We start from the raw sequence: 22,076 nt of genomic DNA, 5'->3' as shown, positions 1-22,076 counted from the left end.
CGCCCGTCGAATACGAGACCAACTACTACCTCGTGACCACGAAACACCAGGTCACAACCACAATCTGAGGTCTCTACCGAACCCGGAACGGTTCACTGTACGTCCTTGTCCGGCTGATGTGCGAGACGGAGCGAATGCATGAAGCCCTGAAGGTGATCCAAGACATCGACCCGGAGAACAAGTACGCACACCAGATTGTGGCCAGTGATTGCTGGCCATAGGTGTCCGGCTATGGCCTTCTCGCGAAGATGCCGGTGTCGACCTCGGTGAGGATGTCGAGCTTGACCAGGCGTTTCAGCTTGGCGCGGGTGCCTTCGACGTTCTTCGGCAGCAGCTCGTGGCCGAGGGCTTGGCAGACGTCCCTCGCCCGTTGTGGTCCGGTCGCGTGGTTGAAGGCGTCGAGGATGCGGGGGTAGTCCGGGTGCTCGGGCAGGTCCGGTGGGGCAGCGGGAAGCCGGTCGGCGAGGCTGGTGACGGTGGTGCGGGTGATCGAGAGATGCTCCAGATGGGTCTCGGCCTCCCGCAGCCGGTTCTGCAGGCCGTCGATCTGTTCACGGAGGTCGCCGGCCAGAACCCGGGCAGCTTGTTCCTGCAGTTCCAGGGCTTCGAGCAAGGGCTGGATGTTCATGCTGCGACCGCCTGTGCCTCGCGCCAGGTGGTGGTGTTCGTGCCGGTGAGCCGGCGGGTCATGACGTGGGTCATGGCCCAGTAGACGCGTGAGGCGGAGGAGGAGGGATGGTGCTCGTAGTCGCGGACCAGGCGCCGGTGCAGTATCAAGGTTCCGTAGGTCTGCTCGACCCTCCAACGCTTCGGCTGCGGCACGAATCCCTTGATCTGCGGGTCGCGGGCGACGATCTCGACGTCGATGCCCAGGCCGGCGCCGTGCGCGACGACCTGACTCTTGAAGCCCTGGTCGACGAGAGCTTTGCGGACTGTTCAGCCGGTCTGTTCGGCGACCTGGTCCAGCAGGGCGATGCCCGCCGCGTTGTCGTGGGTGTTCGCGGCCAGGACGACGACCGCGATGACCAGTCCGAGGACATCCACCGCCAATCCCCGCTTGCGGCCGGGCACCCGCTTGGCCGGGTCATGGCCGCTCGTGTCGGCGGGGACCCCGGCGGCCACATGGACACTCTGCGTGTCCAGAACCACCAGGGCCGGGTCCTCTAATCGCCGGGCGCGTTCGCGGACCTGGCACCGCAGGAGTTCGTGGATGACATGGTCGGTCCCGTCGTCCCGCCATGCGGCGAAGTAGTAGTAGGTCGCGCTCTTCTGCGGCAGGTCATGCGGTAGGTAGGCCCACTGGCAGTCGGTTCGTCCCTGGTACACGATCGCGTTCACGATCTCTCGCATGTCGTAGGCACCCTGATGCCCGCTGACCGACCGATGCCGGCCCTTCCACGCGGTGATCACCGGCTCGATCAACGACCACTGCTCGTCCGATAAGTCACTCGGATACGGCTTGCGTTCACTCACCTGGTCACATCACCAGATCAACGACCGTGGGTCGGCAGGTTCCGCCCCACCACCACACCATCAGGCGACAGCAAAACCCCTCAAAGACTAACGAACCGCCCACTGAGGGTTGGTGAGAGGGCGATGCGCTTGGGCCTACCGTTCCGTTCAGTGCCGGCGGTGGTGGGGCGGCACCTACCTACACGGCGGCATCTGCAACGGGAAGCATGGAGGGCTCGGGGGCCGGTCACAGCACGTCGCCGTCAGACTCCTCCTCGATACCTAGCTCTGCGTCGGTAAAAGGTTCACCCAGGTCGGGCATGGAGAAGAGCCCGATGTTTGTAGTGCTGACGAACCTGACGAATCGGTCGACGGGCCTGTGCAGTTGCGCTGCTTCGAGCGTGGTGCGACAGGCACGGCAGCGCCATGGGCGCCGGAGCGTTGTCCACTGTGCCCGGGTGCACGCCGGGCAGCTCACGAAGTATGTGGACGGACCGAAGGGGGTTTCCCAGTTCGCGTAACCCCAGCGCGGTCGGTGGCCGGGCTCGGTCCGATCGGAGTCCAGGGACGGCCTGCCGATCAGAACGAACTCGCCGCCGGACCACCGGCAGGTGCAGGGGCTCTCACCCTGGCATGCGCGGGTCCGAGCCAGTTCCTTCGTCTTCTCGGTGCGGGGTATCCCTGGACCTTTGGCCTCGACCCACGTGCCGAGCTCGGGCAGCCAGAAGTCCGGGATGTACAGGGTGCCGGAGTCAAGAGTGATTGTTTCCGGCTCGTACTGCCATCGGATGCCGTTGCTGTCGAGGGTGGCGGCCCAGTCGGCTTCGAGCCGGGACCGAAATGTGGTGTCGCCGTAACGGGTCGGGACCGCCTCTATGGATGTACCGGGATTATCGGGTGAGTTCTTCACACTGGGCTCCTGTTCCGGTGCTATCGACCAGCGGCGATTCCCTGCAGTTGGGTTCTCTGGAGAGCTGACGAGTGGTGCTCTTCCCGGAGCGCCGGGCTGCTGGCTCATCGTTCTCCGCGTGGGGCACGAGTTTCGAGCTGTCCGATGATGCTCGCCCAGATCTCGTGCGCCTGGCTCGGCACCTTGGCCTGCGCGGTCTTCATGGCCGCGAGGATCTCGACATGCTTGTACTGGAACGCGAGCGACCATGATGCCGCTGCCAGCACGGTAGAAAGCTCTGCGAGGACGCGCTCGGGTGCGGAATGGTGTTGCAGCAGTTCGGCTGCGCAGTCCGCACTGGCAGCGGCGTACGCGTGCGCCTGCCCGTCCTCGTTGATGAACAGCCCCTGCACCACGCCTTCCCGGTAGGCATCCGGCCACCGTTCCGGCTGTTTCGCACACGCGCGAATGCCTTCCATACGGACATTGTTCGTCTCGTTCGCCGCTCGTTGTCCGACGGCTACACCCAGACGATGCTGCTCAGACTGCTCGAGCCCGGGGACGTTAGCCGCCTCCAGTCGAGCTTCAAGATCGCCTCCGTAGAAGACAGTGCCGCTCTGAAGGTCAGACACAAGCGGCGAGACCGCGCCCAAGAGCACGGTATGAAGCCGGGCCAGCGCCCATCGCACCCACAGCAGCGCCGCATGGACGGCCGCCTCGGTAACCTCATCCGTGACCTCGTGTACGACTGCGCGACCATGCCCAGTCCCGTATGCGTTCCGCAGCTCACGCAACTGGGCAGCCATCTTCTTCGCGGCACCAGGTATCTGACGCAGCGGATGATTCCCCGGTACTGCTGGCCCGATGACATGCTCGATGACCAGATGCGCCGAACCCAGCACCTTTGTGTACTCGTCGCCGTCAGCAACTACGCGGCCATAGGCAACGAGCGTGACGCGAGCAACGCTCTCGACCAGTTCCTTTGCCGAGCCGACGATCAACGGACGGTCGTCGGCGGTAACGGCAGCCGACAAGCGACCGTAAGCGTCGCTGATGGCTTCCCACTGGTCGTCCTGAACCCACTCAGCACGAGGGAGGGGCTCCTGCACCAAATTTCGTATCACCACGCGATTCTCTCCTGGTCTATCACGTCCAGCTCATACCAATCATGGAGGATGCTCGACTTGTACCGGCGTCAGCGTCGCGGCCCGAACTGTTAGCCCCCCGACTCATGCACGGAGTTTCAGCTGCACGTCCCGCTGCTCCTGGGCCTCACCACTGCCGACCCCCTGACGGCGCACCGATAGCTTGGCGATCGTGTCAGTGCTAAGGGGTAGTTTCGGCCCATGTATATGCAGGCGGATCCTGATGAGGCGTGGGAGAAGCTCCGCGCGAGCCGCGCGAACCCTCCCGGCAAAGCCGGTGGTGGAGCGCGCCGGAAGACATACGCGGCGGCTCTGGAGCAAGCGGAACAAATGTTCCGCGCCGCCGCCGTGGTAGGTCCGGCCACTCGCCCCCTGCAGGTCTTCTACGGCTTGAGCCAGGCCGGCCGCGCCATTGCTGCAGCGGCGGTCCACCTCAAAGGCGAGGAGTGGCGACTTGACGGGCACGGAATCCGGGCCAGTGGCCTCGGCAAGCCCTTTGCCGACATCGAGATCCGCACCGACCCCGCGACGTCGCGGGGTAGTTTTGTTCGGCTCAGCCAGCTCTTCGAATCCCCGGTCTGGGGCAAGGAGCCGGTGCGCCTCGAAGAGGTCTGGGACATGCTGCCGGTCAACCTTGAGTACCCCCTCACAGACCGGAACCGCTACCCGGCCTTGTACACGGACAGCAGCAGCATCCACGGTGATCCCCACCCCTTGCTCCACGTGCCTGTCTGCGACATCCCCGACTGGGTCATCGACGACGGAACTCGGGAGACGGTGACCTCGTTCTTTGCGACGTACCCGGGACTCGCTCGGCACCATGAGTACGTCCGTCAGACGTACCGCCCCGACGCGCCTCCCGACTTCACCCGCTACGGCCATGGAGGCGGAGAGCTTCGCGTGAGCTGGCTCATGCCTCAAGGAGACGCGCTCGTCGAAGAACGCCGTGAACACCTGCACGGCCTCACTCGAAGCCATGGCCGGTCACGCTGGTTCCTGCCGGCGATTCCCTCGACGAGCCGGGAGCCGCACCTGTTGATGGTCTGGTGGTCGGTCGTCTACACGCTCTCTATGCTGGCCCGCTACGAGCCGGCCAGCTGGGCCGGGCTCATCAGCGTGGACGGCAATCGCCATGCTGTTCCTATCGAAGGACTACTCAAGCGCGCCATCGCCTTCATCCCGGGACTCATCGCGTCCAGCCTCGATGAGGTCTCAGGCTGACGTTCACCTGTCTAGCGGGAACGGCTCCTGACCGTCCAACGCGGCAGCGCCGCCCCGCGTGGGGGGAACGTACGGAAAGGGCCGCCCCGGCACCCGATCGGTGATCGGGTGCCGGGGCGGCCCTGTGTGCTCTGGGTTGGTTCAGCTCTGGGCGAGCTTGTTCGCGAGGTCGAGGGCGGCGGTCGCGATGGCGAGGGCAGTGGATAGGCCGGTCACCTCGTGGATGGTCGGGCGGACCAGGCGCGGCCAGTCGTCGGGGGCTGCGGGCCAGGAGGCGAGGTGTACCTCGGTGGTGGCCAGGCCCAGGTGGGCGGTGACGTCCCAGCCGGCTAGGGAGGCGGACTCCCATTGGAGACGGATGCGGCCGAGGGGAAGCCGTGGGGTTTCGGGGCTGAGCCAGGTGACGTCGAGCGGGCCATCGGGCAGGGCGCAGACGCGCTGGACCAGTGCGCCGCGTACACCGGCGGGCATGGGGCGTACGGCGAGGCCGTGCAAGGGGATTGCGGCTGATGGGGAAATGCGGACCTCCGGTGGGGGTGACAGACGCGGTCAGTCCCAGGTGAGTGCGCCGGAGACGACTGTTGGGAGGTAGTCCTCCTGGCCGTCGTCGGCGATGAATGCCTTGCCGCCCCGGACGACGACATCGGCCCCCACGTAGTGGGCGAAGGGGAAGTCGGGGTTGATGGCGAGGCGAATCGGCAGGTTTGGGTCGAGCTCTTGGAGCTGACGGAGTAGGTGGCCGACGGTCAGGTGCTGAGGAATGGGGACCTCCGAGAACGGGCTGATTGGCCGTTCGGGCATCGCGGGCCGCGACCACGCCTCTAGTCAGCGAGGTCGAGCTGTCACTGACGTCGCTCGGCATGCCGAGCTGCTCGGCGGCGAACGGATTTGGCCCGACGGCCGTACTGGCCGGGCAGGTAGTAGCAGGTGCAGCGTCGGGTGGAGGCGCACTGTCGGCGGTAGCCGGGTCGGGCGGCAAGGAGCGTGCGCACGACATGAACCGCCTTTAGGTAGCGGTCAGCAGGGAGAATGAGCGACAAGGGCAGCGATGAATCCGGCCACGGCGTGGCTGGGGGTGTGGGGACCGAGCTCCTGGACCCACGCGTTGGCCTCGGTGGGCTGCACTCGCACGTGCCAGACGATGCCGCGCCTCCAGGCGCTGGGGTCCTCGGGGAGCCAGCCGACGTAGACGTGACCGTCCGGGCTGGTGGCGTGGATGTTGGCCTCCGGGGTGTCGACGACCGTCCAGTCGAGAGCGTGGAGGAGGTCGAGCACCGGAGCGGCGCAGTGGTCGGAGGAGAGCCAGTGGCGGGCTTCCGGGGTGGGACGGACGACGGCGGGCGGGAGGGTGGCGGAGTCGTTCACGGTTGGATGGTCCCTTCGTTGACCTGCGGTTTTTCCCGGCACTCGTACGTTGACATGGGGTGTGCCGAAGCGCGTAGTCGTTTCCCGGGGGTGATGTCTGCCGTGGGCGAACTTGCGACCACCAGTAGGCGCCGATGGTCGGGGGAATGGATCGGCGTGGGCGTTTGTCGTACATGGGTTGCGGCGACGGGCCGCATGGGAACCCAAGGGGGAGCAGCGATGACGGAAGCGAAGAGACCGTGGGACAAAGCCGGGCTGGAGTGCAAGACCCGCGCTGCTGGACGGCGGTGGACTGTGGGCGACATCGCGATGGTCGCCGATGGCCAGTGGGGTGTCGGAGCGCAGCCCGAGAGGTGGCCGGATCAGGAGGTCGTGGTGGAGCACCGGGTGGCGGACGGTCGGCGCGTCGAGCTGACGGTGGAGGAGCTGGAGCGTGCGGTGAGCAGCCCTGTCGAGGATGCCCACCACGACTAGGGCCGAGGCTGACCGCTCACTGATGCGGCCCCGCAGCGGGCGCGGGTGGCTCTGCCACTGGCGAAGCAGCCGGGTCGGGCACCCTGGTGCGGTGCGTGCGCGGAACGGGCCACAGCAGCCTGGGGCCGCCGGCCTACCGGTGCCCGGCCCGTGGGGGCGGCGGCTTCACGAGCTTCGGTTACGTAGCTGATGGCCCGTAGTGCAATTTGGATTTCAGCCTGTCCGACGCGAAGGCTCGCCACGGAGCTGGTGATCCGGTCCATGTCGTAGCACCCCGGCGTGCATTCGGGCCGCATCAGAGCATGTAGACGGTCCTGGTGCGGCTGTCGAGGTGCCGCTCACGACCCGGGCCGAGCGGATGTGCATGGCCGAGCGTAGGAGTGGGTCGGCGCAGGGGCTTCGGGACGCCACGGGTTCGAGTTCCCCGATGGAGCGGCCCCTTGCTTCCTCGATCATGTTCGTGGCTTCGTCAGGTGCAGTGGTGTTGGGCATGCGGGAACTCCCGTTGTTCAGAGGCCCCGCCGGGGACGGAGGCGGTTCCTTGGTGGGCCAGGGGTAGGTATCAACGGTGGTGCCGTGGGGCCGCCGAGCTGGCTGGCGGCGTGACCGCGGCTGCTGCCGGGGTGAGGTTGCTCGACCGGTTTCGTGCGGTGCTTGTGGTACGGCTCTGAGCGGCCACCACCCGCAGGTCTGCAGCGGTGCGTGGGGCGTGAGCGGCGCGGTGGACGGCCTGGACGACCGCGGTGCGCCGCACGTCGAGCGGGGTCGGAGCGCTGACGGCGCGGGGTGCGGCCGGGCTGAGGGAGGCGAGCGTGACCAGGTGCTCCAGGTCCTGATTGAGCTGGTGGCGTTCACGCACGACTGGAGCGGAAATGGTCATGGCGGCTGTCGTCGCGGCGATCAGGTGGGACGGAGCGCCAGCCGTGAAGTAGGCCTCCGCGCGCGTGCCCCAGCCGGGTGGACCGGACCAGAGGGTGATGTTCTCGTCGTCCCGGCCGGAGAGACGGTTGTCGATCAGGGCGCCTGCCTGCCCGTCGGGAGCGACGATTTCGACGGTGCCGCGTTCTCCGGCCTTGCGGCGCCATCCGGCGTCGGTGAGTGGCTGGACGGCGTCGGCCCAGTAGATCGACGGCCTGTCCAGGAAGCGTCCGTTGCCGGCGTAGGCGTCGGCTTCGGCGTAGTCGTGGGCCAGGGCGGTGGTGAGACCGGCGACGATTTCGGGCGCAGTGAGGTGGTTGAAGGTTGCTGTCCAGCGTGGTGCGGACGTGGCGTCCTGGGATGCGGTGATCTTCCACGTCTCCCAGTCGTCGCCGTACCAGCCGATCCGGATCCGGTGGTCGGGGCTGGTGACGAGGAGCTGGCAGGGGGTGTCGCCAAGATCGTGGTGTGGCCAGTGGGCGACGGGGGCGAAACTCGCGTCTGCGGAAGCACCCATGCCGGCCAGGTACCTGGGGCTGACCAGTACCTCTTCGTAGGGATCACGCTCGTGGGACTGCTGGGAGCTCATGGCCGATACTCCGGGGCGCGTAGAAGGGGGAGGCGCCTGCGTGCGCACCGCAACGGGCTGCGCTGCTGCACGCGGGCACCGTGACAACGGCGGGAGACGCTTGGGTCTCAACGGCAACGGGATCACCGGCCTCGGAAGGGGGCCGACTGGGCGGTGGTGGCCGCGGGAACACGCGGCTGAGGCTGTGGCGCGTGGCTGAACAAGGAGTTCGGAGCGGCGGGGCTCCGCCGCAACGCCGCAGCGGTTCGAGCGCCGTTTGAGCCCAGTGAGGGACCAACATGCGCCCGATCGACGGGCGACGGTGTCACTGCCGTGCGCTCTGCGGTGGAAGGGCTGCTCCAGCGCTCGATGGCCGCGTAGACGGGGCCGAGTGCCTGCCCGGCGTCGGTCAGGACGTAAGGATCGCCGTGGCGTGGGCCGGTGCGGGTGACCAGGCCGTCCATCTGGAGCCGCTTGAGCCGTTGCAGGGTGGTGTTGTTCTCCAAGACAGCTCCATCGGAGATGTGGAGGATCCGCATGGGTCCGCCCTCGCTGAGTACCTTGATTACGGCGGTGGAATGGCGAAGGTGCAAACGCCGAGCGGCGTCCTCAACGCGTTCGGCTCCGGCGACGTTGCCAAGCCCCAGATTCGCCTGGGACCAGTCCGACAGGGCGCGGTACACCGGCGTGAGGGATTCGCTCGATGCGCTGAGCCTGTACGGGGCGCCATGGTTGTCGTTGAGTCGGGTGACCAGCCCATCAGCGTGCATCTGCGAGAGCCGATTGCTGACGGTCGGCAGGCTGACGAACGGCAACTGGGCGGCAACCTCACCCACACGCATGTGGTGCTCTTGCTGTGCCAGGGTCTGTGCCGACCAGGTGGTCCACTTCGGAGCGATGAGGGAGAGGGCGTCCTCGACCCGCTGCGCATCGATCGAGCTGATGGAAGCCGCGCTGGACGGTATGGCGGTGGGCATGGTGCAAACTCCGTTGCCGAATGGTTCTAGGCCGAAGGAGACCGGCGGGATCGGGTAGAGGTGGTGGCCGGCTCGACGGCGGGTGTGGTCGGTGGGTCGGCGGCGGGGACGGAGTGTGGCGCAATGCTGCTGCGGCTGAGGGCAACTGAGACGCGTGGCGGGGCCGTACGTGCGTCTCGGAGGACGGCTTCGCCCTGCGGTGTGAGCGAGAGCAACTGGCCGGGTTGGTACAGGCCCTCACTGGTGTCCTGGTGGAGCAGCCCGTCCGCTACCAGCCGCCGGACAGTTTCGGGCCAGAGTTCCAGGTTGGGGCGCTGGCCCCGTCCGTCGGAGAGGTAGATGTCGCCGGACACCGCGCTCTGGTGGAATCGCAGGCTGGCGGCCTCGACCGCTTCGAGGGCACCGAGCCGGCGATTACCCGAGATAGCCCAGTCATCGTTTTGAGAAGGTTCTTGCTCCGCGCTCAGACCGTGCCTCGTCGGCTTCGAGGGACGGGCCGTGCCCTGATCGGGAACAAGGCGACGGAAGGCGGCTATCGACCGGGTGAGCTGCTCGTAGGCCGCAGCGCGGCGGGCGGCGAGCACATCGATCTGGGGGGCAACACCTTCCAGGATGCCGTATCGGTTGGCCGAGTCGATCTCACCCCGGCAGATGGGCTCCAGCAGTTCGACAGCGGACAGGGCGGCCCGGGTGAGTTGTCCCTGCAAGCTGTCGAGGTCGCGGGCATTCTCGGCGATCATCTGGCCGACCAGGTCGCGGGGGTCGCCGGGCGCATGGTTCTCGGTCAGCAGCCAGGGGTTGTCGACACCGAGCTTCTCGGCCACGAGGTGCGCGCCCGGCCGTGCACCCGGGTCATAGCGCTTCACTCGGCACCGCCCATCCGGGTGAGCAGCGAGCGCACGAGAGTGGGCAGGCTGTCAGGCCCCTCGCCGATCCACACGCTGTCACTTGCTTCGCCCAGGACGTACGTTGCGTCCTCCATGAGGCCGCTGGAGATCTCCATGCACGCATCGGTGATTCGGGACGCTGCGAGCAGGGACTCCGAGAGCATCTCGACGTAGTCGCCCGGGGCGAGACCGGCGGCCGCGGCCGCGGTACGGATCGCCGCCAACTCCACTGCACTGAAAGCGAAGTCGAACTCGCCGTCCCGCTCCACCGTGGCGGGCGAGGCGAGGGCCGGGCCCGGGGCCTGGGTGGGGATGCCGACGCGGGTGCAGATCCGGTCGACGGAGGTGGTCAGCTCGGCGAGGGACTCGGTGAGCCATCCCAGCGCGGACGCGTAGGAAGCCAGGGCGAACAGACCTGCTGGCGTCGCGGGGAGCGACTCGCCGCCCACAAAGCCTTCGAGCCGTTCGTTCAGCCCGGCAGCCACCCGAGGCCCGGCCGCGAGCGCACCGAGCACGGGGTGCAGGTAGGAACGACTGGCGGCCGTCGGGTACTCGGCGGTGAGAATTCCGGAGACGCTCTGCGCGGCGTCAGCCAGGAGGTCCGCCAGTTCGGTGCGGGCCGCAGGAGCGTGGTTGGCAGTCATCGCTGGGGAACCTTTCGGGGTGCGGCGCCCCTGGGCTGGGTTGCCGCTGGATGAGTTGCCGGGACAGCCGGCGGCCGGTCGGCTGCGCGGGGGGAGCGGGATCGAGCGGCCTGCACGCGCGTCTCGGCGGCGGAGACTGCTTCGGCGTCCTGGTGGAGGCCGGTGCGCAGGTGTGCCGAGCGGTAGACCGCGTAGTCCTTCCGACTGCCGGCGGAAACGAGGTAGATCTCGCGCTTGTGGTGCGAGGTGGGTGGGGCCGGGCGGAACTGGATGACCATCCGGTAGGACACGGACGGGTCGACATAGACCTTGTGGTAGCCGGCGAGTCGGCCCTTCAGCGGCAGGCAGTCATCGCTTCCGTGAACCAGGTTCTGCAACTCCAGCAGCGCCAAGTCTCGAATGCTGTCCGGGAGTTCCCGCAGGTCAGCGATGGCGTCCGGGTGTGCGGCGAAGGCGAAGCGGGCGCTGCTCACATCGACCGCCCAGGGCTCGGTCGCTGGGCCGGTCCCGTCGGCGGCGCGACCTGGATATCGAGTCCGGCCTTCGGGGTCGCGGAGGACCCGGTCGACCGGGTGAGGGCAGCTCGGGTCCTACGTGCGGCGGGCTCACCACGTTGCTCCGGCGGCTGCGGCAGCGGGCTGCTGCGGTCGGCCAGCCAATTCTGAGCGGCGTCGTCGTCAGCGAAGGCGCCCTCGCGCATCGTGTAGGTGTGGGTGGCGAAGTCCCCTTCTTCGAGGAAGACGCGAATTGGTGCGTGAGTAGCGCCGGCGTCGCGGGTCAACGTCCAGGTCTCACACGGGTCGGAGTCCGAGGTCTGGCTGTCGAGGACCTTGTACCGAGTGCCTGACTCCCGGATCTGCTGCTCGATGCGGACAGTGAGTTCGTCGGCGGGCTTCATGAAGTCCCCGCCGGTCTGGGCGATCCGCTCGGGCGGGCAGCCGCGTTCTATCAACCAGTTCTGGGCGAAAGCCACGTTCGCGTGATATGTCAGCTCGAAGGTGAACGTGTTCAGGCTGAGGTCTCGCGCGACCTTGATCGCGGCTATCTGAGGTTCGCCCGGAACTCCCCAGGTCACCGAGCCGTCGTGGGCGACGACGTAGCTGTGGGAGCCGTGGGGAGTCGTGTGGTGTTCAGCCAGGACCGTCAGGTCGCCGGCCCAGAACTGCTGCTCTGCGTATTCGGATTCCGCATTGGCAGGCCCAAGATCGTCAAGGTGGAAGTCGAGTACGTCACTCATGCCGCCAGCCCCATCTGCTCGGGCGCAGGGGTGGCCAGCACGCGATGGTTAGGTCGGATCGGGCTCGTTGCGCACGCGCCGAAGGGGCCGTCGGGAGCACGGAGATGGGCAAGTGTGTGGTCCAGGTGGTCGCGGTGCCACGTCGAAGGCCCGGACAGTCCGGCCTCGGCGTCGGTGAACTGCTGCCACGCGAGCCAGAGAGCGTGGAGCCGGGCGACGGCCTCGGGATGTTCGTGCCACTGCGCGCACCATGGGCGAGTCGTGCTGATCTCGCGTCCGTACACCGGGAGGAAGAGGTAGTTCACCCAGGTGCTGAGGGCGGCCAGTTCGACGTCGTACGCCTCGCCGCCCAAGGCGAGGATGAACATAGAGGCGGGGCCCTTCTCCTGCGCTGAGTCGGCTGCCGCGGCGGCCGGAATACCGTCGCCCGGCTGGGGTGGGGCGGAGGCGGGCTCGGAGCCGAGGCGGTCGAGGATGACGCCGTGCTGCCTGACCTCGGTCATGGTCTTGGCGAGGGTGCTGGCGAGATCGTCGAGGTCCCCGTCGGGGACGCGGAACGGCTCAGGGTCGGGGGCGGTCGTGCTGGTGTCGGACATGGGGGCGTGCTCCATCTGTGGGACGGCGACATGGGGAAGAGGATCCGGAGAAGCCGCAATTTGGTCCGGCCGGAAAAGCCCGGTAGTGAGGCGCTATGCCGTCGTGCAGCGAGGGCAACGCGGAAAGGGAGGGGCCAACAACTGCACAGCGGAAGGCCTGTTGAGGCACAACGCCATTGCCGAGTGCCGTGATCTGAGCCGGGCGCCCGAGTCCCGGAGTGGCAGGGACCCAGCCGGGCTCCAGGCCCTGCATCCACTCCACGAAGTCGGCACGGAGCCGTCCGGCCGCGTCGGTGGGCGGCGGAGCGGGGCGGGTGAGCATCTCCCATCGGGCGATGGCGGCCGCGTACGCACCCCATTGCCGGTCTACTGCCCGGTTTCCGGCGCCGATTCCGTCCAGAGCAGCAGAGCCACTGCTGACGGGGGAGGGAGCCTTTCCTTGCCCGGTCGGCGTCCCGGGGTGCCCGCGTTGTTCGCACGCGGGGTGGGTAGGAGCGAGGCCTCCGCGCTCGGCAGGGTCATGTCCCCGTGGCCGTGCCGCTGGTTGGGCGAGCGCTTGATTCCGTCCGACGCTTTCGGGGTGGGCAGGAGCCACTCCACCTCGTCGGCCAGGTTCGGGCCGTGGCCCCCGCTCTTCCTCTTGGCGGGGTGTTGCGAGCTGCCGTTCTTGCCGATGTTGCTGGTCGGTGTCTTGAGCAGAGTGTTCGGCGGGCCAGGCGGTGAGGAAGGTCCGCTCGCGGCGGTGCGGGGCTCCGATGGGGGAGGCGCGAAGCACGAGCCACCTTGCGTCGTACCGGATGTCGGCCAAGGATCCGAGTACGGCACCGAGTGCCCGCAGAGGAGGCTGGCCTGGGGTGTCTCCCAGACACCACGGGCAGAATTCCATGTCGCCAGGGGAGCCGGCGGGTGAGATGAGGAGGCCGCGCACATTCTCGATCACAACCAGGCAGGGGCGGAGGACCTCGACTGCACGGGCGACGTGCAGCCACAGCCCGGAGCGGGTCTGAGAGTTGAGTCCGGCGCGTCGACCGGCGACCGAGACGTCTTTGACAGGGGAAGCCCGCCGTCAGGACACACACCGGGAGACGCTGGATCAGTCGACGGTCGTGATGTCGCCCGGGTTGGGGATCCCGGGCCAGTGCCAGGCCAGGATGTGCGAGGCGTCCGGATTGACCTCTGCGTGCCAGGCCAGCGTGCCGCCGAGCGCGGACTGCACTCCGAGATCCAGCCCGCCGTAACCCGAGCAGAGCGAGCCGATCAGCGGAGGGCGCGCAATAGTGGTCTGCATGTCACCGGCCCCGCGCGATCCGGCCGGGCAAATTGCTGCCGCCGGGTCAGCAGGAGGTGAAGCCCGAGCGGGAATTGCCGGCGTGGACCGGGCGCGGGCGGCCTGGAGCCGCGCGGGCGGAGAGAAGGCCCGCGCAGATGCGGCGCCGAGCCCGTAGTCCATCACCCGCGCCGCGGCCTCGCGAGCATCCAGAGCGTCGGGCTGGCTGCAGAGGTGCTTGGTCCGGTTCAGGAAGGAGAGCTGGTGGGCCACTGCGCCGAGGGCGGATGCCGCCTCGCCGGCAGGCCCTACAGCGGCGGCAAAGTCGCAGATGGCTGAGTGGGTGCGGCCTGCGCGGTGCTGCTCGACGGCACGGTGGAGGACCTCGTCGGCCAGATCGGCAATCAACTTGCCGAGGTCGGATAGCTGCCGGCGACGGTGACGTTGTCGGGCCAGGGGTTTGCGTCTCCGGGCTGTGGGAGCTTGCCCCGCTGTGCATCGAATTCCGACGCCATGGCGCTTATGGACAGGGCATCGGAGACAGGGTTGTTGATCAAGGCGAATTCCCATGGAGAGGACGAGCGGGGGGCGGGTGGCGTCAGCCATGGCCGCGCGATGGTGGTCGTGGAACGACGCGGGCAGGTGCTGAGCCGAGTCGGGCCGGGGGCGGTGAGACCGAGCGCGGAGTGCTGCGGGAGAGGGCGGCGTGCACCTGCGTGGGCGGTGGCCCGTTCGGAGATGGAGTGGGGGCCGTCGGAGCCGGAGCGGGGCGACCGATCGCGGCCTGCCAGCGGGTTCGTACTTCGTCGAGTGGGCCGAGCGCGTGCAGGGCGTGGTTGATGAGCCTGCCAGGGGACAGAGCCTCGTTGTCCGCCAAGGCTCGGACGGTACGCGCAGAGTTGGCCGCTGTGCGGGTGACTGAGGAGCGCATGACCTGCTCGCCGAGCCATTCGGCGCTGCCGGACCCCACGCCGTCGCAGATGGCGGCGAGCTGGTCGCTGGACAGCGTGCCGTCGCCCATCAAGCCGCGCCGCTGCGCTTCCCAGAGCAGGGTGATCCGGTCGATGGGCTCGCACCGGTGGTGCAAGGCGCCGAGGCAGCGGTAGACCTGCCCGTGGGCAGGGTCGGCGAAGTCGTCCGGCCGCAGCCAGCCGACTACCTCCTCCATGGCTTTCGGCCGCTCAGCAAGAACGGCTAGGAGGAACCGCTCGTCCTCGGCGACCTGGTCGGCGCGAACCAGCGGTGGTGCGACCGGGGCGGTGGCCGGCGGAGTCGCAGGCGCGACCGGGCGCGGTTCGCTTCCCCACCGTTGTGCGAGCTCGCTGAGCACCCCGTTCAGAACGTCCGCGCAGTGCAGGGCTCCCTCGACTTCGCCCCGCAGGGCGTCGGCGCGAGCCGCTTGGTGAAGGCGGATCGCGTGTCGGGTGATGCTGCGATGGATCGCGCCCTCCAGCACCATGCGGCCGTACACCGGAGCGTGCGCGGCACGCGGGCAGGCCGAGACCAGGGTGTGTGCGTACACCGCGGTCAGCCCGCGTACGTGGAGGCTGGCCTCGTCGACCGCATCGGTTACCCATGACAGCGGTACGGTCTTCTCGGCCAGCGCGGGGTGGTCATCGTCTCGGAGTTTGCGCAGGGCGGCGTACAGCGCCTGGTGGACCGGCCGGTAGAAGTGATCCGGTGCGAGCCAGTCAAGGTGCGAGAGCTGGCCCGGGTCGAGCAGTAGAGAGCCGAGTACCGCCTGCTCGGCACGCAGCAACGGGTTCATCGCTGACCTCCTGCGTCGGAAGCGGGAGGTTCGTTCTGCCGGGCGCGGAGGTCGGCGACTGCCTGGTCGGCAGCGGTCATCGCCTGGGCGAAGCCGTCCAGGATGCTGGTGAACGTGGGGTCGGTGGCGAGTATTGAGCCCGCCCCGCTGACCAACCACCACTGGCCGTCGCGCAGGACGACCGGTGAGCGTACGAGCCGCCCGGCCCGCGGCGCGGACGCGCTCATGCCGACAGCCCGAAGGCGTCGCGGCCGTGGATCTTCGCGAGCGCCCGCGCGGTGATGGCCTTCGTCGCACGGGCGGAAGCCGGGCCGACCACCTTGGCGGAGGGCTCCTTGTACCAGGGGCGGAGGTCGAGCATGGCGACCCGGATACCGGTGGCCAGGAGCAGTGCCTTGCCCTTGGGTAGGGCGCGGATCGCATCAGGCGGCAGGATCCGCTCGGTTCGCATGCTCACCGAGGTGGATTTGCCGCCGTCGCTGGTCGACACCGACGTGGTCTGCACGTCGTGATCACCGACCTGCCTGCTAAGACGGTCGGCGAAGTCCGCGTCATCGATGCCCGAGCCGATGATCTTGATGGTGGCAGCCGACCAGAGAGCGTCCATGCCGGCTTCGCCCCAGCACCGCTGGCCCTGTCGGTAGGACTGCAGGATCGTCATCGGGATGACGCCTCGGCTGCCCAAGTGGCTGTACAAGTCAGGGAGATCGCTGATCTTGCATACGTTGGCGGCCTCGTCGAGGACGCAGAGGGCGGGTGGGTCGAGTCGTCCGCCGGAGCGCTCGGCGACGACCACGGCCGCACGCATCACGGCGTCTGCCGCAGCGGCGATGATCGCGGATGCGCTGCCACCGCCGTCCTTGCTGAGGAGGTACAAGGTGTCGCGGGAGGTGGCGAAGGTGAAGGGCTTGAACTCGGAGAGGTCCTTGCTGGGGGTGACCCAGGCCGCGACGTCGGGGTCGAGTAGGCAGCTTGCGTACTGCCTCGCCGTCTCGAATATGCCGTCGCGGGTCTCGGTCGCGCCGGCGACGGTGCCCTGGAGCTGGGCGGCGACCGCATCGTGGCCGGCATCGGTGAGCAGGTCGACCGGGGTCCGGTCGGCAGGGGAGGCGAGCCAGGCCAGGACGTCCGTGATCGGGCGTCGGTGGCTGGCGGCAGCGAGGAACAGAGCGCCGAGCGTGTTGCTCGCGGCGGTGGAGCAGAAGTCGGATCCGTTCGACTCGTCCACGCTGGCGGCGACGAAGTGTCCGGCAAGGCGTTTGGACCCGGCCAGGTCGCGGGCGTCGGCCAGGATGTCCCACCACATCTCGCGCGGGTGGTGGGCGATCTGCTGGGGGTCCAGGGTCCAGATGGTGCCGACCTCGGCGCGAGCCTCCACTGTTGCGGTGAACGCGTCGTTCGCGGCCTTGTTGCTGGTGAGCAGGACCGGGCCGGGCGCCGCGAGGATCGCGGGGATTGCCAAGCCGGAGGTCTTGCCGCTTCGCGGAGCCATGATCGCGACGATCACGTCCTCCCAAGACGCGCGGACATGGGCCCGACCGGGGGAGAGAGTGCCGAGCAGGATGCCACGGTCAGCAGGGGCGACCTCTTTTACACTCCCGGCCGCTCAAGGACGGCCGCAGATCCTGGGCCTTGGCGGTGATCTCCTTGTCCAGCAGCGGGGCGAGGTCGGCCTTCCCGGCGAGGCCGATCTTCGCGCCTCCGCGCAGCCGCATCCACAGCACCAGGCCGAGGACGGTGAGGCAGACGGACAGCAGGCCGGGGATGACCCGCGCGCCGACCAGCAGGGCGGTGGGGCTCAAGTGCGGCCACAGCGCATCGGGGTGAAGCAGGGCGTCGGTGGTCCTGAACGGGGCCCAAGGTCCCCTGCCAAAGAGGGAGTTGCTGACATTGCCGGACAGCCAGGCCAGTGATCCGAAGGCAAGCGCGATGCCGAGTATGCCGAAGAGGAGGTAGAGGAGCGCGTCCGACCCGGTGGTGGTCGAGGGTGCGCTGGTACGCGGTGCGGGCATGGTGTGTCCTGGGAGTGAGCGCAGGCGAGTGATGGGGGCGGGACGTGTGGCGCTCTTCTGCTGGTCATCGAGGCAGCTCCTGTTCGCAAAGAGACTTTGCGGTCGGCACTATCGGATGCGGGGGCCTGGGCAGGCTCACGGCGTGACCGACAGGGTCAGGCCGTCGGCGAGGTACGAGATCCGGTCCCGGGCCGCGTCGGGACTGTCGGCGGTGACGATGAGGAAGCCGATGCGGCTGGTGTCGAGGTCGCCAGACGGCGGCAGTACGACGTGCTCCCCGACGTCTCGGAGCCAGGTCACCTGGTACAGCCACGGGTGCTCTGGGCCAGGGGCGATCGACAGGTTCCGCGCGGAGAGGACGCCGCTGGCCGGGGGATAGACGATCTTGATCGCGGCGGTGGTGTGCGCCGTGGGCGTCAGGTCCGGCAGCTGCCCGCAGGCGATGTCGGCAGCGATTCGGGGCAGGTCGAGGCCGGTGGCAAGGCGGACGAGTTTGCCGATCAGGTCGCCGCCGATCCGCGAGTTGACCTCGATGATCCGTGGACCGGACGGCGTGAGGCGCATCTCCACGTGCTGGACGCCAGTGGTGACGCCCAGCGCCTGTACGGCCTGGACGGCGACGGGGGCGACCTCGGGCAGGAGCGGGTCGCCGGCATCGACGGTGTGGCCGACTTCCTCGAAGTACGGAGCGAAGGCGACCTCCTTGCGGGTGACGGCGAGCGCGGTGGTGACGCCGTGCTGGGTGACGCACTCCACCGATATCTCCGGGCCGGACAGGTACTCCTCGACCAGCACACCGCTGCCTTCCGGCCCTTGCTCACCGGCTCCGGCGGCAGCGAATTCCCAGGCGGCAGGCAGCCCCTCGGGTGCATCGACGCGGACCACACCGATGCTGGCCGCGTGGGATGAAGGCTTGAGGACGACCGGGAAGCCGGTACGGAGCGCGGCGACTGTTGCCTGGTCCAGGGTGTCGACGCGGGTGGACGTGGCCGAGGGCACGTTGTGCTCGGCGTACAGGCGGCGGCCGGTCGCCTTGTCCCGGCAGGCGGTCATCGCCGCCGTGGTGTTTCCGGGCAGGCCGAGACGGGCGGCGAGTTCGGCGGTCGGCACGAGCGTGTACTCGTCCCAGGTGACGACTCCGGCAATGGGGTGGCGAGCGGCCAGGGCCAGGCCGGCAGCGACTACGGCCTCCGGGTCGTGGGTGTCGGCGACCTCGTGGTCGACCACCAGATGCTGCTGCCAGGACGGCGGCTTGGCGTCGATTACCGCGATGGGGTACGCGGTGGCAGCCTGCTCGACGCAGTAGCCGCGATAGACGGGATCGGTTCCGCCGACGACGATCAGCAGCGGGTCAGTGGATCGGGACATGGGAAAGCCTCCATAGGCCGGTACGGACAGGGAAGGAGAAAGGGCAAAGCGTGCGGGGGCGTTCAACAGCTCTTCAGAGGGCATCGCCTGGCTGGGTGAGCTCCCTGTGGAGCACAGGAACCTGCGAGTGGGGCGGTTCGCAGGCGGTCCGGTGCCGTCGCAGACCGGCGAAGCATGCACTCAGCGCCAGGCCCTGGAGAGCGGCACAAGCCAGCAGCAGGTGCGGAATCCCATCGGGTGGGACGATCGCAATCAGGGCTCCGGCCAGCGGGAGCGGCAGCAGCACCAGGACGATCGTCACCGCAAGGGTGGAACCGAACGCCTGTACCGGGATGAGACGGGACCGCAGCGTTCGCAGGACGACGGTCATCGCGCCTTCGCCAGCCATGACCACAGCCACTGCCACCGTGTACGCCGTGAAGCTCGGCGCCAGGGCAGTCGCCAGGCACGCCGCGGTTGAGACAGCAGCCGCCACCGCGCCGACCGACCAGATGCCGAAGCGATCGATCGCACGACGACTGGTCCATACGGCAATCAGGGAGGCAACGGCAGCCGCGCTCCAGAGTGATCCCACGGCGGCGGTTGAGTAGTGGAAGTGATGGATGACCGTGATCGGGGCGGCGGCCTGCAGTACGCCGGTGGCCAGGTTGGAGGCGATGAGACCTCCGACCAACCAGGCAAGAGCTGGCGTGCGGCGCAGAGTTGCCCACCCGGTCAGAAGGCTGCTGGGCGCCGGACGGTGGTCCGTGGCACTTACATCACCAGATGTGGTCGCGGCGGCGGTCAAGGCCAACAACGCAACCACGGCCAGCAGCACGATGGGGCCGGCCAAGAGGAGCAGGCCGCCCAGGAGCGGACCGACGAGCATCGCGCCCTGGTCGATCCCGGTCTGCGCGGCCTGGACACGGTGGGCCGCATGGCCCAGCCGGCGGCTCGCCTCAGCTCCCAGGGTCTCCACCGCGACGAAGGAGACCTCCGCAACCAGCCCGGACGCAGCGCCGAAGGCCAGGACTGCAGACGTGGTCATCGTTCCGGCGCTGGGCAGGACGAGCAACATCACACCGGCCAGGACAACCACGGCGGTTCGGATCAGGTTGGACATCCGGAACACACGGCCGGCGCCCCACCGGTCGACCAGGGATCCGGCAAAGGCGAAGGCAGCCAGACGAGGTGCCCATTCGAGGAGGAACGCAAGGCCGGTCAGGGCGGTGGAGCCCGTGGTGACCAAGATCAGGAGCGGGATGGCGTAGGTGGCCGTCGCGCTGGCCAACGCGTCGGCGGCCCGCATGAGGTACGTGAGTGGCAGGCCGACGATGGGTACAGCTGGAGAGATCATCAGGGTCACCGCGTCCGGGGACCAGGGACCTGAGACGGAGGTACGGTCGAGCCGGCGTCCGCTGACCCGGTACCGGGGGTCGAGGAGCCCTTCGCCTGGGCCGCTGCAGGTGATGTAGCGAGGGCGGCGCTTCGGGAGCCGGGGAGCCTCGGCTCCTGCGTCCGCGTCTCGGTCCGGGGCTCCCGCGCGTGGCCGACACGGGCCAACTCGGCCTCCGAGTCAGCGAGTTCCGATTGCGCCGAGTTGACGAACTCCGCAGCGAAGCCGAACCGGTCGGCGAGCTGGTACGCCTCGTCGTCGAGGTCGGTGATCTGCTCGCCTGCCGCCTCCAGCGCTTCCCGGACACGCTCCAGCGCGCCGTGTTCGGGATGAAGGAGGTGATCGACCGCTTGCCGAAGATCCTCACCGTTCTCGGTGGACCTGATCTGGTCGGTGAGCCGGAGGAGTTCCGCGCCGACTGTGTAGGGCCCGAGCGGGTTTGCCGGGGTGGTCATCCGGGTGGTGTCGAGGGAGGGGGCGAGGTCGACAACGGAGCGGGCGGCGCGGAGCATCTCGGCCGCGTACGTGGCGGTGGCGGCGCGAATGGGGGGCGGGGTGGTGGTGGGAAGACGATGGCGTCGGCCGTACCAGTCCTCGATCTGCTGGAAGCCGGCGTGCTTGAGGAGCGTGGCGGCGAGGCCGTCAGTGGCACCCTTCGCCACGACGCTGCCGCTGGCCTCGGTGGTGATGGTGATGGAGGGGGCGTGCACGTGGGTCTCCTGGGTGCGGGGTATCGGGTGGGCAGGTGGCTCAGCTCGGCGGCGAGGCGGTGGCACTCGGTTTGCAGGCGGAAGGCGTTGTGGAGGGTGCCGTCCTCACGGGCGAGGGTGGCCACGATGTGCGCCTGCCGGGGCTGGTTGCGCACGGCGATCCGGCCGGCGTCCGGATCGCTGTCTGGGCGATCTCCGTGGCGGCCACCAGGAGTCGGACGTCGGAGGCCCACTGCGAGTCGGTGAGGTCAGGACAGCGAGGGTCGGAGCGGACCGAGCTGATCCATACCGGGTGTTCGGGTGCGCGGACCCCGAGACGTTCGACGGGAGCGTCGAGGGCGTGGGCCAAATACGGCAGTGAGCCGGACTCGGCGAGCAGGTTCGATGGGGCTCCGTGCCCGTCGCCTGCGATCAGCCGTGGGCTGATGTGGTTACCGCGTTCGCCCGGCCCGTACAGATACGAGAGAAGGCCCGCGGTGTTGCTGGCGTGCTGCAGGTGGGCAATCACGGCTTCTACCTCGAACGGGGAGTGGCGCACTGGAGCCCGGGTGTTCGGGCTGTCAGGGCACGAGGATCCGCAGGTTCCGCGATTTGGCCCGGCCGGAGATCGCTGGTAGACGTCGCGGCTTCCTCGGGCGTCGAGGTCGTATGTGTGGGCGGGGGAGCTGGTGCCCCGCCGTGGCAGGGCACCGGAAGGTCAGAAGTGCGGGTTCTCGGTCGGCCGGTCGGTCTCGGTGGCGGCCTGGAGCAGTTCGGCGAGGTCGTCGGGCTCGGAGGAGCGCTGGTCGATCCACCACCCGGCGCGGGTGACGGTGCGTGAGGTCTCCTCTATCTCCCCCCACGCCGTTTCGCTGGTCTCGCCTTCGAGGACCAGGGCGGTGTAGGCGGCGGCCAGGACCTGGTGGCGGCAGCGCACGCCCCAGCCGACGGCTCGCTCGGTCCCCTCCAGAGGGGGCATCTGGTACTGCACCGACCAGGCCTCGGATTCGGCCTGCTCCTCGGCCCGTTTGGCGGCCAGCCACGCGGCCTGGTCCTGCTCGTCGCCTTCCCTGGCGGCCCGCCAGCAATCGGTGCATGCCTGCCTGGTGAGCCATTCGGCGAAGCCGGCGCGACGGTCGGCCGCACGGTCGGACAGGTCGCGCTCACCCTGGTGGCCACATGAGTGAGTGATCTTCCAGATGGTCTTCACGGCCATGGGGATTG

Annotated in this window: 22 protein-coding genes and 3 pseudogenes; 2 read left to right on the top strand and 23 right to left on the bottom strand. The window is 68.5% G+C overall.

The features are described 5' to 3' along the window. Positions 1–229: 229 nt before the first annotated feature. The 4 genes and pseudogenes from ACIBJG_RS19895 to ACIBJG_RS19880 all read right to left on the bottom strand — a co-directional run bounded on the left by ACIBJG_RS19895 (position 230) and on the right by ACIBJG_RS19880 (position 3,468). Positions 230–628, bottom strand: a complete 399-nt coding sequence (locus ACIBJG_RS19895; protein ID WP_399308862.1) for a hypothetical protein — start codon at positions 626–628, stop codon at positions 230–232. Further along, positions 625–1,473 (bottom strand): annotated as a pseudogene (locus ACIBJG_RS19890) (IS5 family transposase). The gene ACIBJG_RS19895 and the pseudogene ACIBJG_RS19890 overlap by 4 nt, the downstream one beginning before the upstream one ends. Positions 1,474–1,699: 226 nt before the next feature. After that, positions 1,700–2,362 (bottom strand): hypothetical protein, encoded by a 663-nt coding sequence (locus ACIBJG_RS19885; protein WP_399308860.1) that lies wholly within the window; start codon positions 2,360–2,362, stop codon positions 1,700–1,702. 104 nt (positions 2,363–2,466) lie between these two features. Continuing rightward, complete coding sequence (locus ACIBJG_RS19880; RefSeq protein WP_399308858.1) at positions 2,467–3,468, bottom strand: abortive infection family protein; 1,002 nt, start codon at positions 3,466–3,468, stop codon at positions 2,467–2,469. 219 nt (positions 3,469–3,687) lie between these two features. Between ACIBJG_RS19880 and ACIBJG_RS19875 the strand changes: the two genes are divergently transcribed. Continuing rightward, positions 3,688–4,707, top strand: coding sequence for a YaaC family protein (locus ACIBJG_RS19875; RefSeq protein WP_399308856.1), 1,020 nt, complete (start codon positions 3,688–3,690; stop codon positions 4,705–4,707). A 141-nt stretch (positions 4,708–4,848) separates the two neighbouring features. On the opposite strand, the gene ACIBJG_RS19870 is transcribed toward ACIBJG_RS19875, so the two are convergent. The 3 genes from ACIBJG_RS19870 to ACIBJG_RS19860 all read right to left on the bottom strand — a co-directional run bounded on the left by ACIBJG_RS19870 (position 4,849) and on the right by ACIBJG_RS19860 (position 6,072). Further along, complete coding sequence (locus ACIBJG_RS19870; protein ID WP_399308855.1) at positions 4,849–5,178, bottom strand: esterase; 330 nt, start codon at positions 5,176–5,178, stop codon at positions 4,849–4,851. A 78-nt stretch (positions 5,179–5,256) separates the two neighbouring features. After that, positions 5,257–5,508, bottom strand: a complete 252-nt coding sequence (locus tag ACIBJG_RS19865; RefSeq protein WP_399308853.1) for a hypothetical protein — start codon at positions 5,506–5,508, stop codon at positions 5,257–5,259. 216 nt (positions 5,509–5,724) lie between these two features. After that, positions 5,725–6,072, bottom strand: a complete 348-nt coding sequence (locus tag ACIBJG_RS19860; RefSeq protein ID WP_399308852.1) for a DUF317 domain-containing protein — start codon at positions 6,070–6,072, stop codon at positions 5,725–5,727. 219 nt (positions 6,073–6,291) lie between these two features. Between ACIBJG_RS19860 and ACIBJG_RS19855 the strand changes: the two genes are divergently transcribed. Continuing rightward, on the top strand, positions 6,292–6,546 hold the full coding sequence (locus tag ACIBJG_RS19855) for a hypothetical protein (RefSeq protein WP_399308850.1): 255 nt from the start codon (positions 6,292–6,294) through the stop codon (positions 6,544–6,546). 562 nt (positions 6,547–7,108) lie between these two features. Here ACIBJG_RS19855 and ACIBJG_RS19850 read toward each other — a convergent pair. The 16 genes and pseudogenes from ACIBJG_RS19850 to ACIBJG_RS19775 all read right to left on the bottom strand — a co-directional run bounded on the left by ACIBJG_RS19850 (position 7,109) and on the right by ACIBJG_RS19775 (position 22,068). After that, entirely contained in the window at positions 7,109–8,053 is a 945-nt protein-coding gene (locus ACIBJG_RS19850) for a DUF317 domain-containing protein (RefSeq protein ID WP_399308848.1), read from the bottom strand. A gap of 122 nt (positions 8,054–8,175) precedes the next feature. After that, entirely contained in the window at positions 8,176–9,009 is an 834-nt protein-coding gene (locus ACIBJG_RS19845; RefSeq protein WP_399308846.1) for a winged helix-turn-helix transcriptional regulator, read from the bottom strand. Positions 9,010–9,035: 26 nt separating this feature from the next. Beyond that, a complete protein-coding gene (locus ACIBJG_RS19840; protein ID WP_399308844.1) occupies positions 9,036–9,833 on the bottom strand; it encodes a large ATP-binding protein in 798 nt (265 codons plus the stop codon). A 38-nt stretch (positions 9,834–9,871) separates the two neighbouring features. Further along, positions 9,872–10,540, bottom strand: a complete 669-nt coding sequence (locus ACIBJG_RS19835; RefSeq protein ID WP_399308843.1) for a hypothetical protein — start codon at positions 10,538–10,540, stop codon at positions 9,872–9,874. Beyond that, a complete protein-coding gene (locus tag ACIBJG_RS19830) occupies positions 10,537–11,013 on the bottom strand; it encodes a hypothetical protein (RefSeq protein ID WP_399308841.1) in 477 nt (158 codons plus the stop codon). Before ACIBJG_RS19830 ends, ACIBJG_RS19835 begins: the two co-directional genes overlap by 4 nt. After that, entirely contained in the window at positions 11,010–11,777 is a 768-nt protein-coding gene (locus ACIBJG_RS19825; RefSeq protein WP_399308839.1) for a glycosyl hydrolase, read from the bottom strand. Before ACIBJG_RS19825 ends, ACIBJG_RS19830 begins: the two co-directional genes overlap by 4 nt. Continuing rightward, complete coding sequence (locus tag ACIBJG_RS19820) at positions 11,774–12,373, bottom strand: DUF4913 domain-containing protein (RefSeq protein ID WP_399308837.1); 600 nt, start codon at positions 12,371–12,373, stop codon at positions 11,774–11,776. Before ACIBJG_RS19820 ends, ACIBJG_RS19825 begins: the two co-directional genes overlap by 4 nt. Continuing rightward, positions 12,339–13,367, bottom strand: a pseudogene (locus tag ACIBJG_RS19815) (DNA cytosine methyltransferase); the annotation flags it as partial. The pseudogene ACIBJG_RS19815 and the gene ACIBJG_RS19820, both read right to left, overlap by 35 nt. Before the next feature lie 99 nt (positions 13,368–13,466). Beyond that, positions 13,467–14,048: a hypothetical protein gene (locus ACIBJG_RS19810; RefSeq protein WP_399308835.1), complete on the bottom strand. Its 582-nt coding sequence runs from the start codon at positions 14,046–14,048 to the stop codon at positions 13,467–13,469. Positions 14,049–14,238: 190 nt separating this feature from the next. Beyond that, positions 14,239–15,408 carry a DnaB-like helicase N-terminal domain-containing protein gene (locus ACIBJG_RS19805; protein ID WP_399308834.1) on the bottom strand — a complete coding sequence of 390 codons (1,170 nt, stop codon included), beginning with the start codon at positions 15,406–15,408 and terminating at the stop codon, positions 14,239–14,241. Continuing rightward, positions 15,405–15,635, bottom strand: coding sequence for a hypothetical protein (locus ACIBJG_RS19800; RefSeq protein ID WP_399308832.1), 231 nt, complete (start codon positions 15,633–15,635; stop codon positions 15,405–15,407). Before ACIBJG_RS19800 ends, ACIBJG_RS19805 begins: the two co-directional genes overlap by 4 nt. Continuing rightward, positions 15,632–17,420 (bottom strand): annotated as a pseudogene (locus ACIBJG_RS19795) (type IV secretory system conjugative DNA transfer family protein). The gene ACIBJG_RS19800 and the pseudogene ACIBJG_RS19795 overlap by 4 nt, the downstream one beginning before the upstream one ends. Before the next feature lie 135 nt (positions 17,421–17,555). Further along, positions 17,556–18,788, bottom strand: coding sequence for an acetyl-CoA carboxylase biotin carboxylase subunit family protein (locus tag ACIBJG_RS19790; protein WP_399308830.1), 1,233 nt, complete (start codon positions 18,786–18,788; stop codon positions 17,556–17,558). Between the two features lie 73 nt (positions 18,789–18,861). Next, on the bottom strand, positions 18,862–20,124 hold the full coding sequence (locus ACIBJG_RS19785) for an MFS transporter (RefSeq protein ID WP_399308897.1): 1,263 nt from the start codon (positions 20,122–20,124) through the stop codon (positions 18,862–18,864). A gap of 5 nt (positions 20,125–20,129) precedes the next feature. Next, positions 20,130–20,873, bottom strand: coding sequence for a hypothetical protein (locus ACIBJG_RS19780; protein ID WP_399308828.1), 744 nt, complete (start codon positions 20,871–20,873; stop codon positions 20,130–20,132). Positions 20,874–21,570: 697 nt separating this feature from the next. Further along, positions 21,571–22,068 (bottom strand): hypothetical protein, encoded by a 498-nt coding sequence (locus ACIBJG_RS19775; RefSeq protein WP_399308826.1) that lies wholly within the window; start codon positions 22,066–22,068, stop codon positions 21,571–21,573. Positions 22,069–22,076: the final 8 nt, after the last annotated feature.

This window comes from Streptomyces sp. NPDC050422, from assembly GCF_044458665.1.
In the GTDB taxonomy this organism is placed as follows: domain Bacteria; phylum Actinomycetota; class Actinomycetes; order Streptomycetales; family Streptomycetaceae; genus Streptomyces.
Note: the sequence above shows the minus strand (reverse complement) of the source record. Positions and strands in the feature narration are given on the sequence as shown.

Coding starts and splice junctions, on each gene's coding strand:
- ACIBJG_RS19805 (WP_399308834.1), bottom strand. CDS start 15,408: ATGAACCCGTTGCTGCGTGCCGAGCAGGCGGTACTCGGCTCTCTACTG.
- ACIBJG_RS19875 (WP_399308856.1), top strand. CDS start 3,688: ATGTATATGCAGGCGGATCCTGATGAGGCGTGGGAGAAGCTCCGCGCG.
- ACIBJG_RS19800 (WP_399308832.1), bottom strand. CDS start 15,635: ATGAGCGCGTCCGCGCCGCGGGCCGGGCGGCTCGTACGCTCACCGGTC.
- ACIBJG_RS19820 (WP_399308837.1), bottom strand. CDS start 12,373: ATGTCCGACACCAGCACGACCGCCCCCGACCCTGAGCCGTTCCGCGTC.
- ACIBJG_RS19845 (WP_399308846.1), bottom strand. CDS start 9,009: ATGCCCACCGCCATACCGTCCAGCGCGGCTTCCATCAGCTCGATCGAT.
- ACIBJG_RS19785 (WP_399308897.1), bottom strand. CDS start 20,124: ATGATCTCTCCAGCTGTACCCATCGTCGGCCTGCCACTCACGTACCTC.
- ACIBJG_RS19855 (WP_399308850.1), top strand. CDS start 6,292: ATGACGGAAGCGAAGAGACCGTGGGACAAAGCCGGGCTGGAGTGCAAG.
- ACIBJG_RS19835 (WP_399308843.1), bottom strand. CDS start 10,540: ATGACTGCCAACCACGCTCCTGCGGCCCGCACCGAACTGGCGGACCTC.
- ACIBJG_RS19850 (WP_399308848.1), bottom strand. CDS start 8,053: ATGAGCTCCCAGCAGTCCCACGAGCGTGATCCCTACGAAGAGGTACTG.
- ACIBJG_RS19825 (WP_399308839.1), bottom strand. CDS start 11,777: ATGAGTGACGTACTCGACTTCCACCTTGACGATCTTGGGCCTGCCAAT.
- ACIBJG_RS19790 (WP_399308830.1), bottom strand. CDS start 18,788: ATGTCCCGATCCACTGACCCGCTGCTGATCGTCGTCGGCGGAACCGAT.
- ACIBJG_RS19775 (WP_399308826.1), bottom strand. CDS start 22,068: ATGGCCGTGAAGACCATCTGGAAGATCACTCACTCATGTGGCCACCAG.
- ACIBJG_RS19870 (WP_399308855.1), bottom strand. CDS start 5,178: ATGCCCGCCGGTGTACGCGGCGCACTGGTCCAGCGCGTCTGCGCCCTG.
- ACIBJG_RS19895 (WP_399308862.1), bottom strand. CDS start 628: ATGAACATCCAGCCCTTGCTCGAAGCCCTGGAACTGCAGGAACAAGCT.
- ACIBJG_RS19865 (WP_399308853.1), bottom strand. CDS start 5,508: ATGCCCGAACGGCCAATCAGCCCGTTCTCGGAGGTCCCCATTCCTCAG.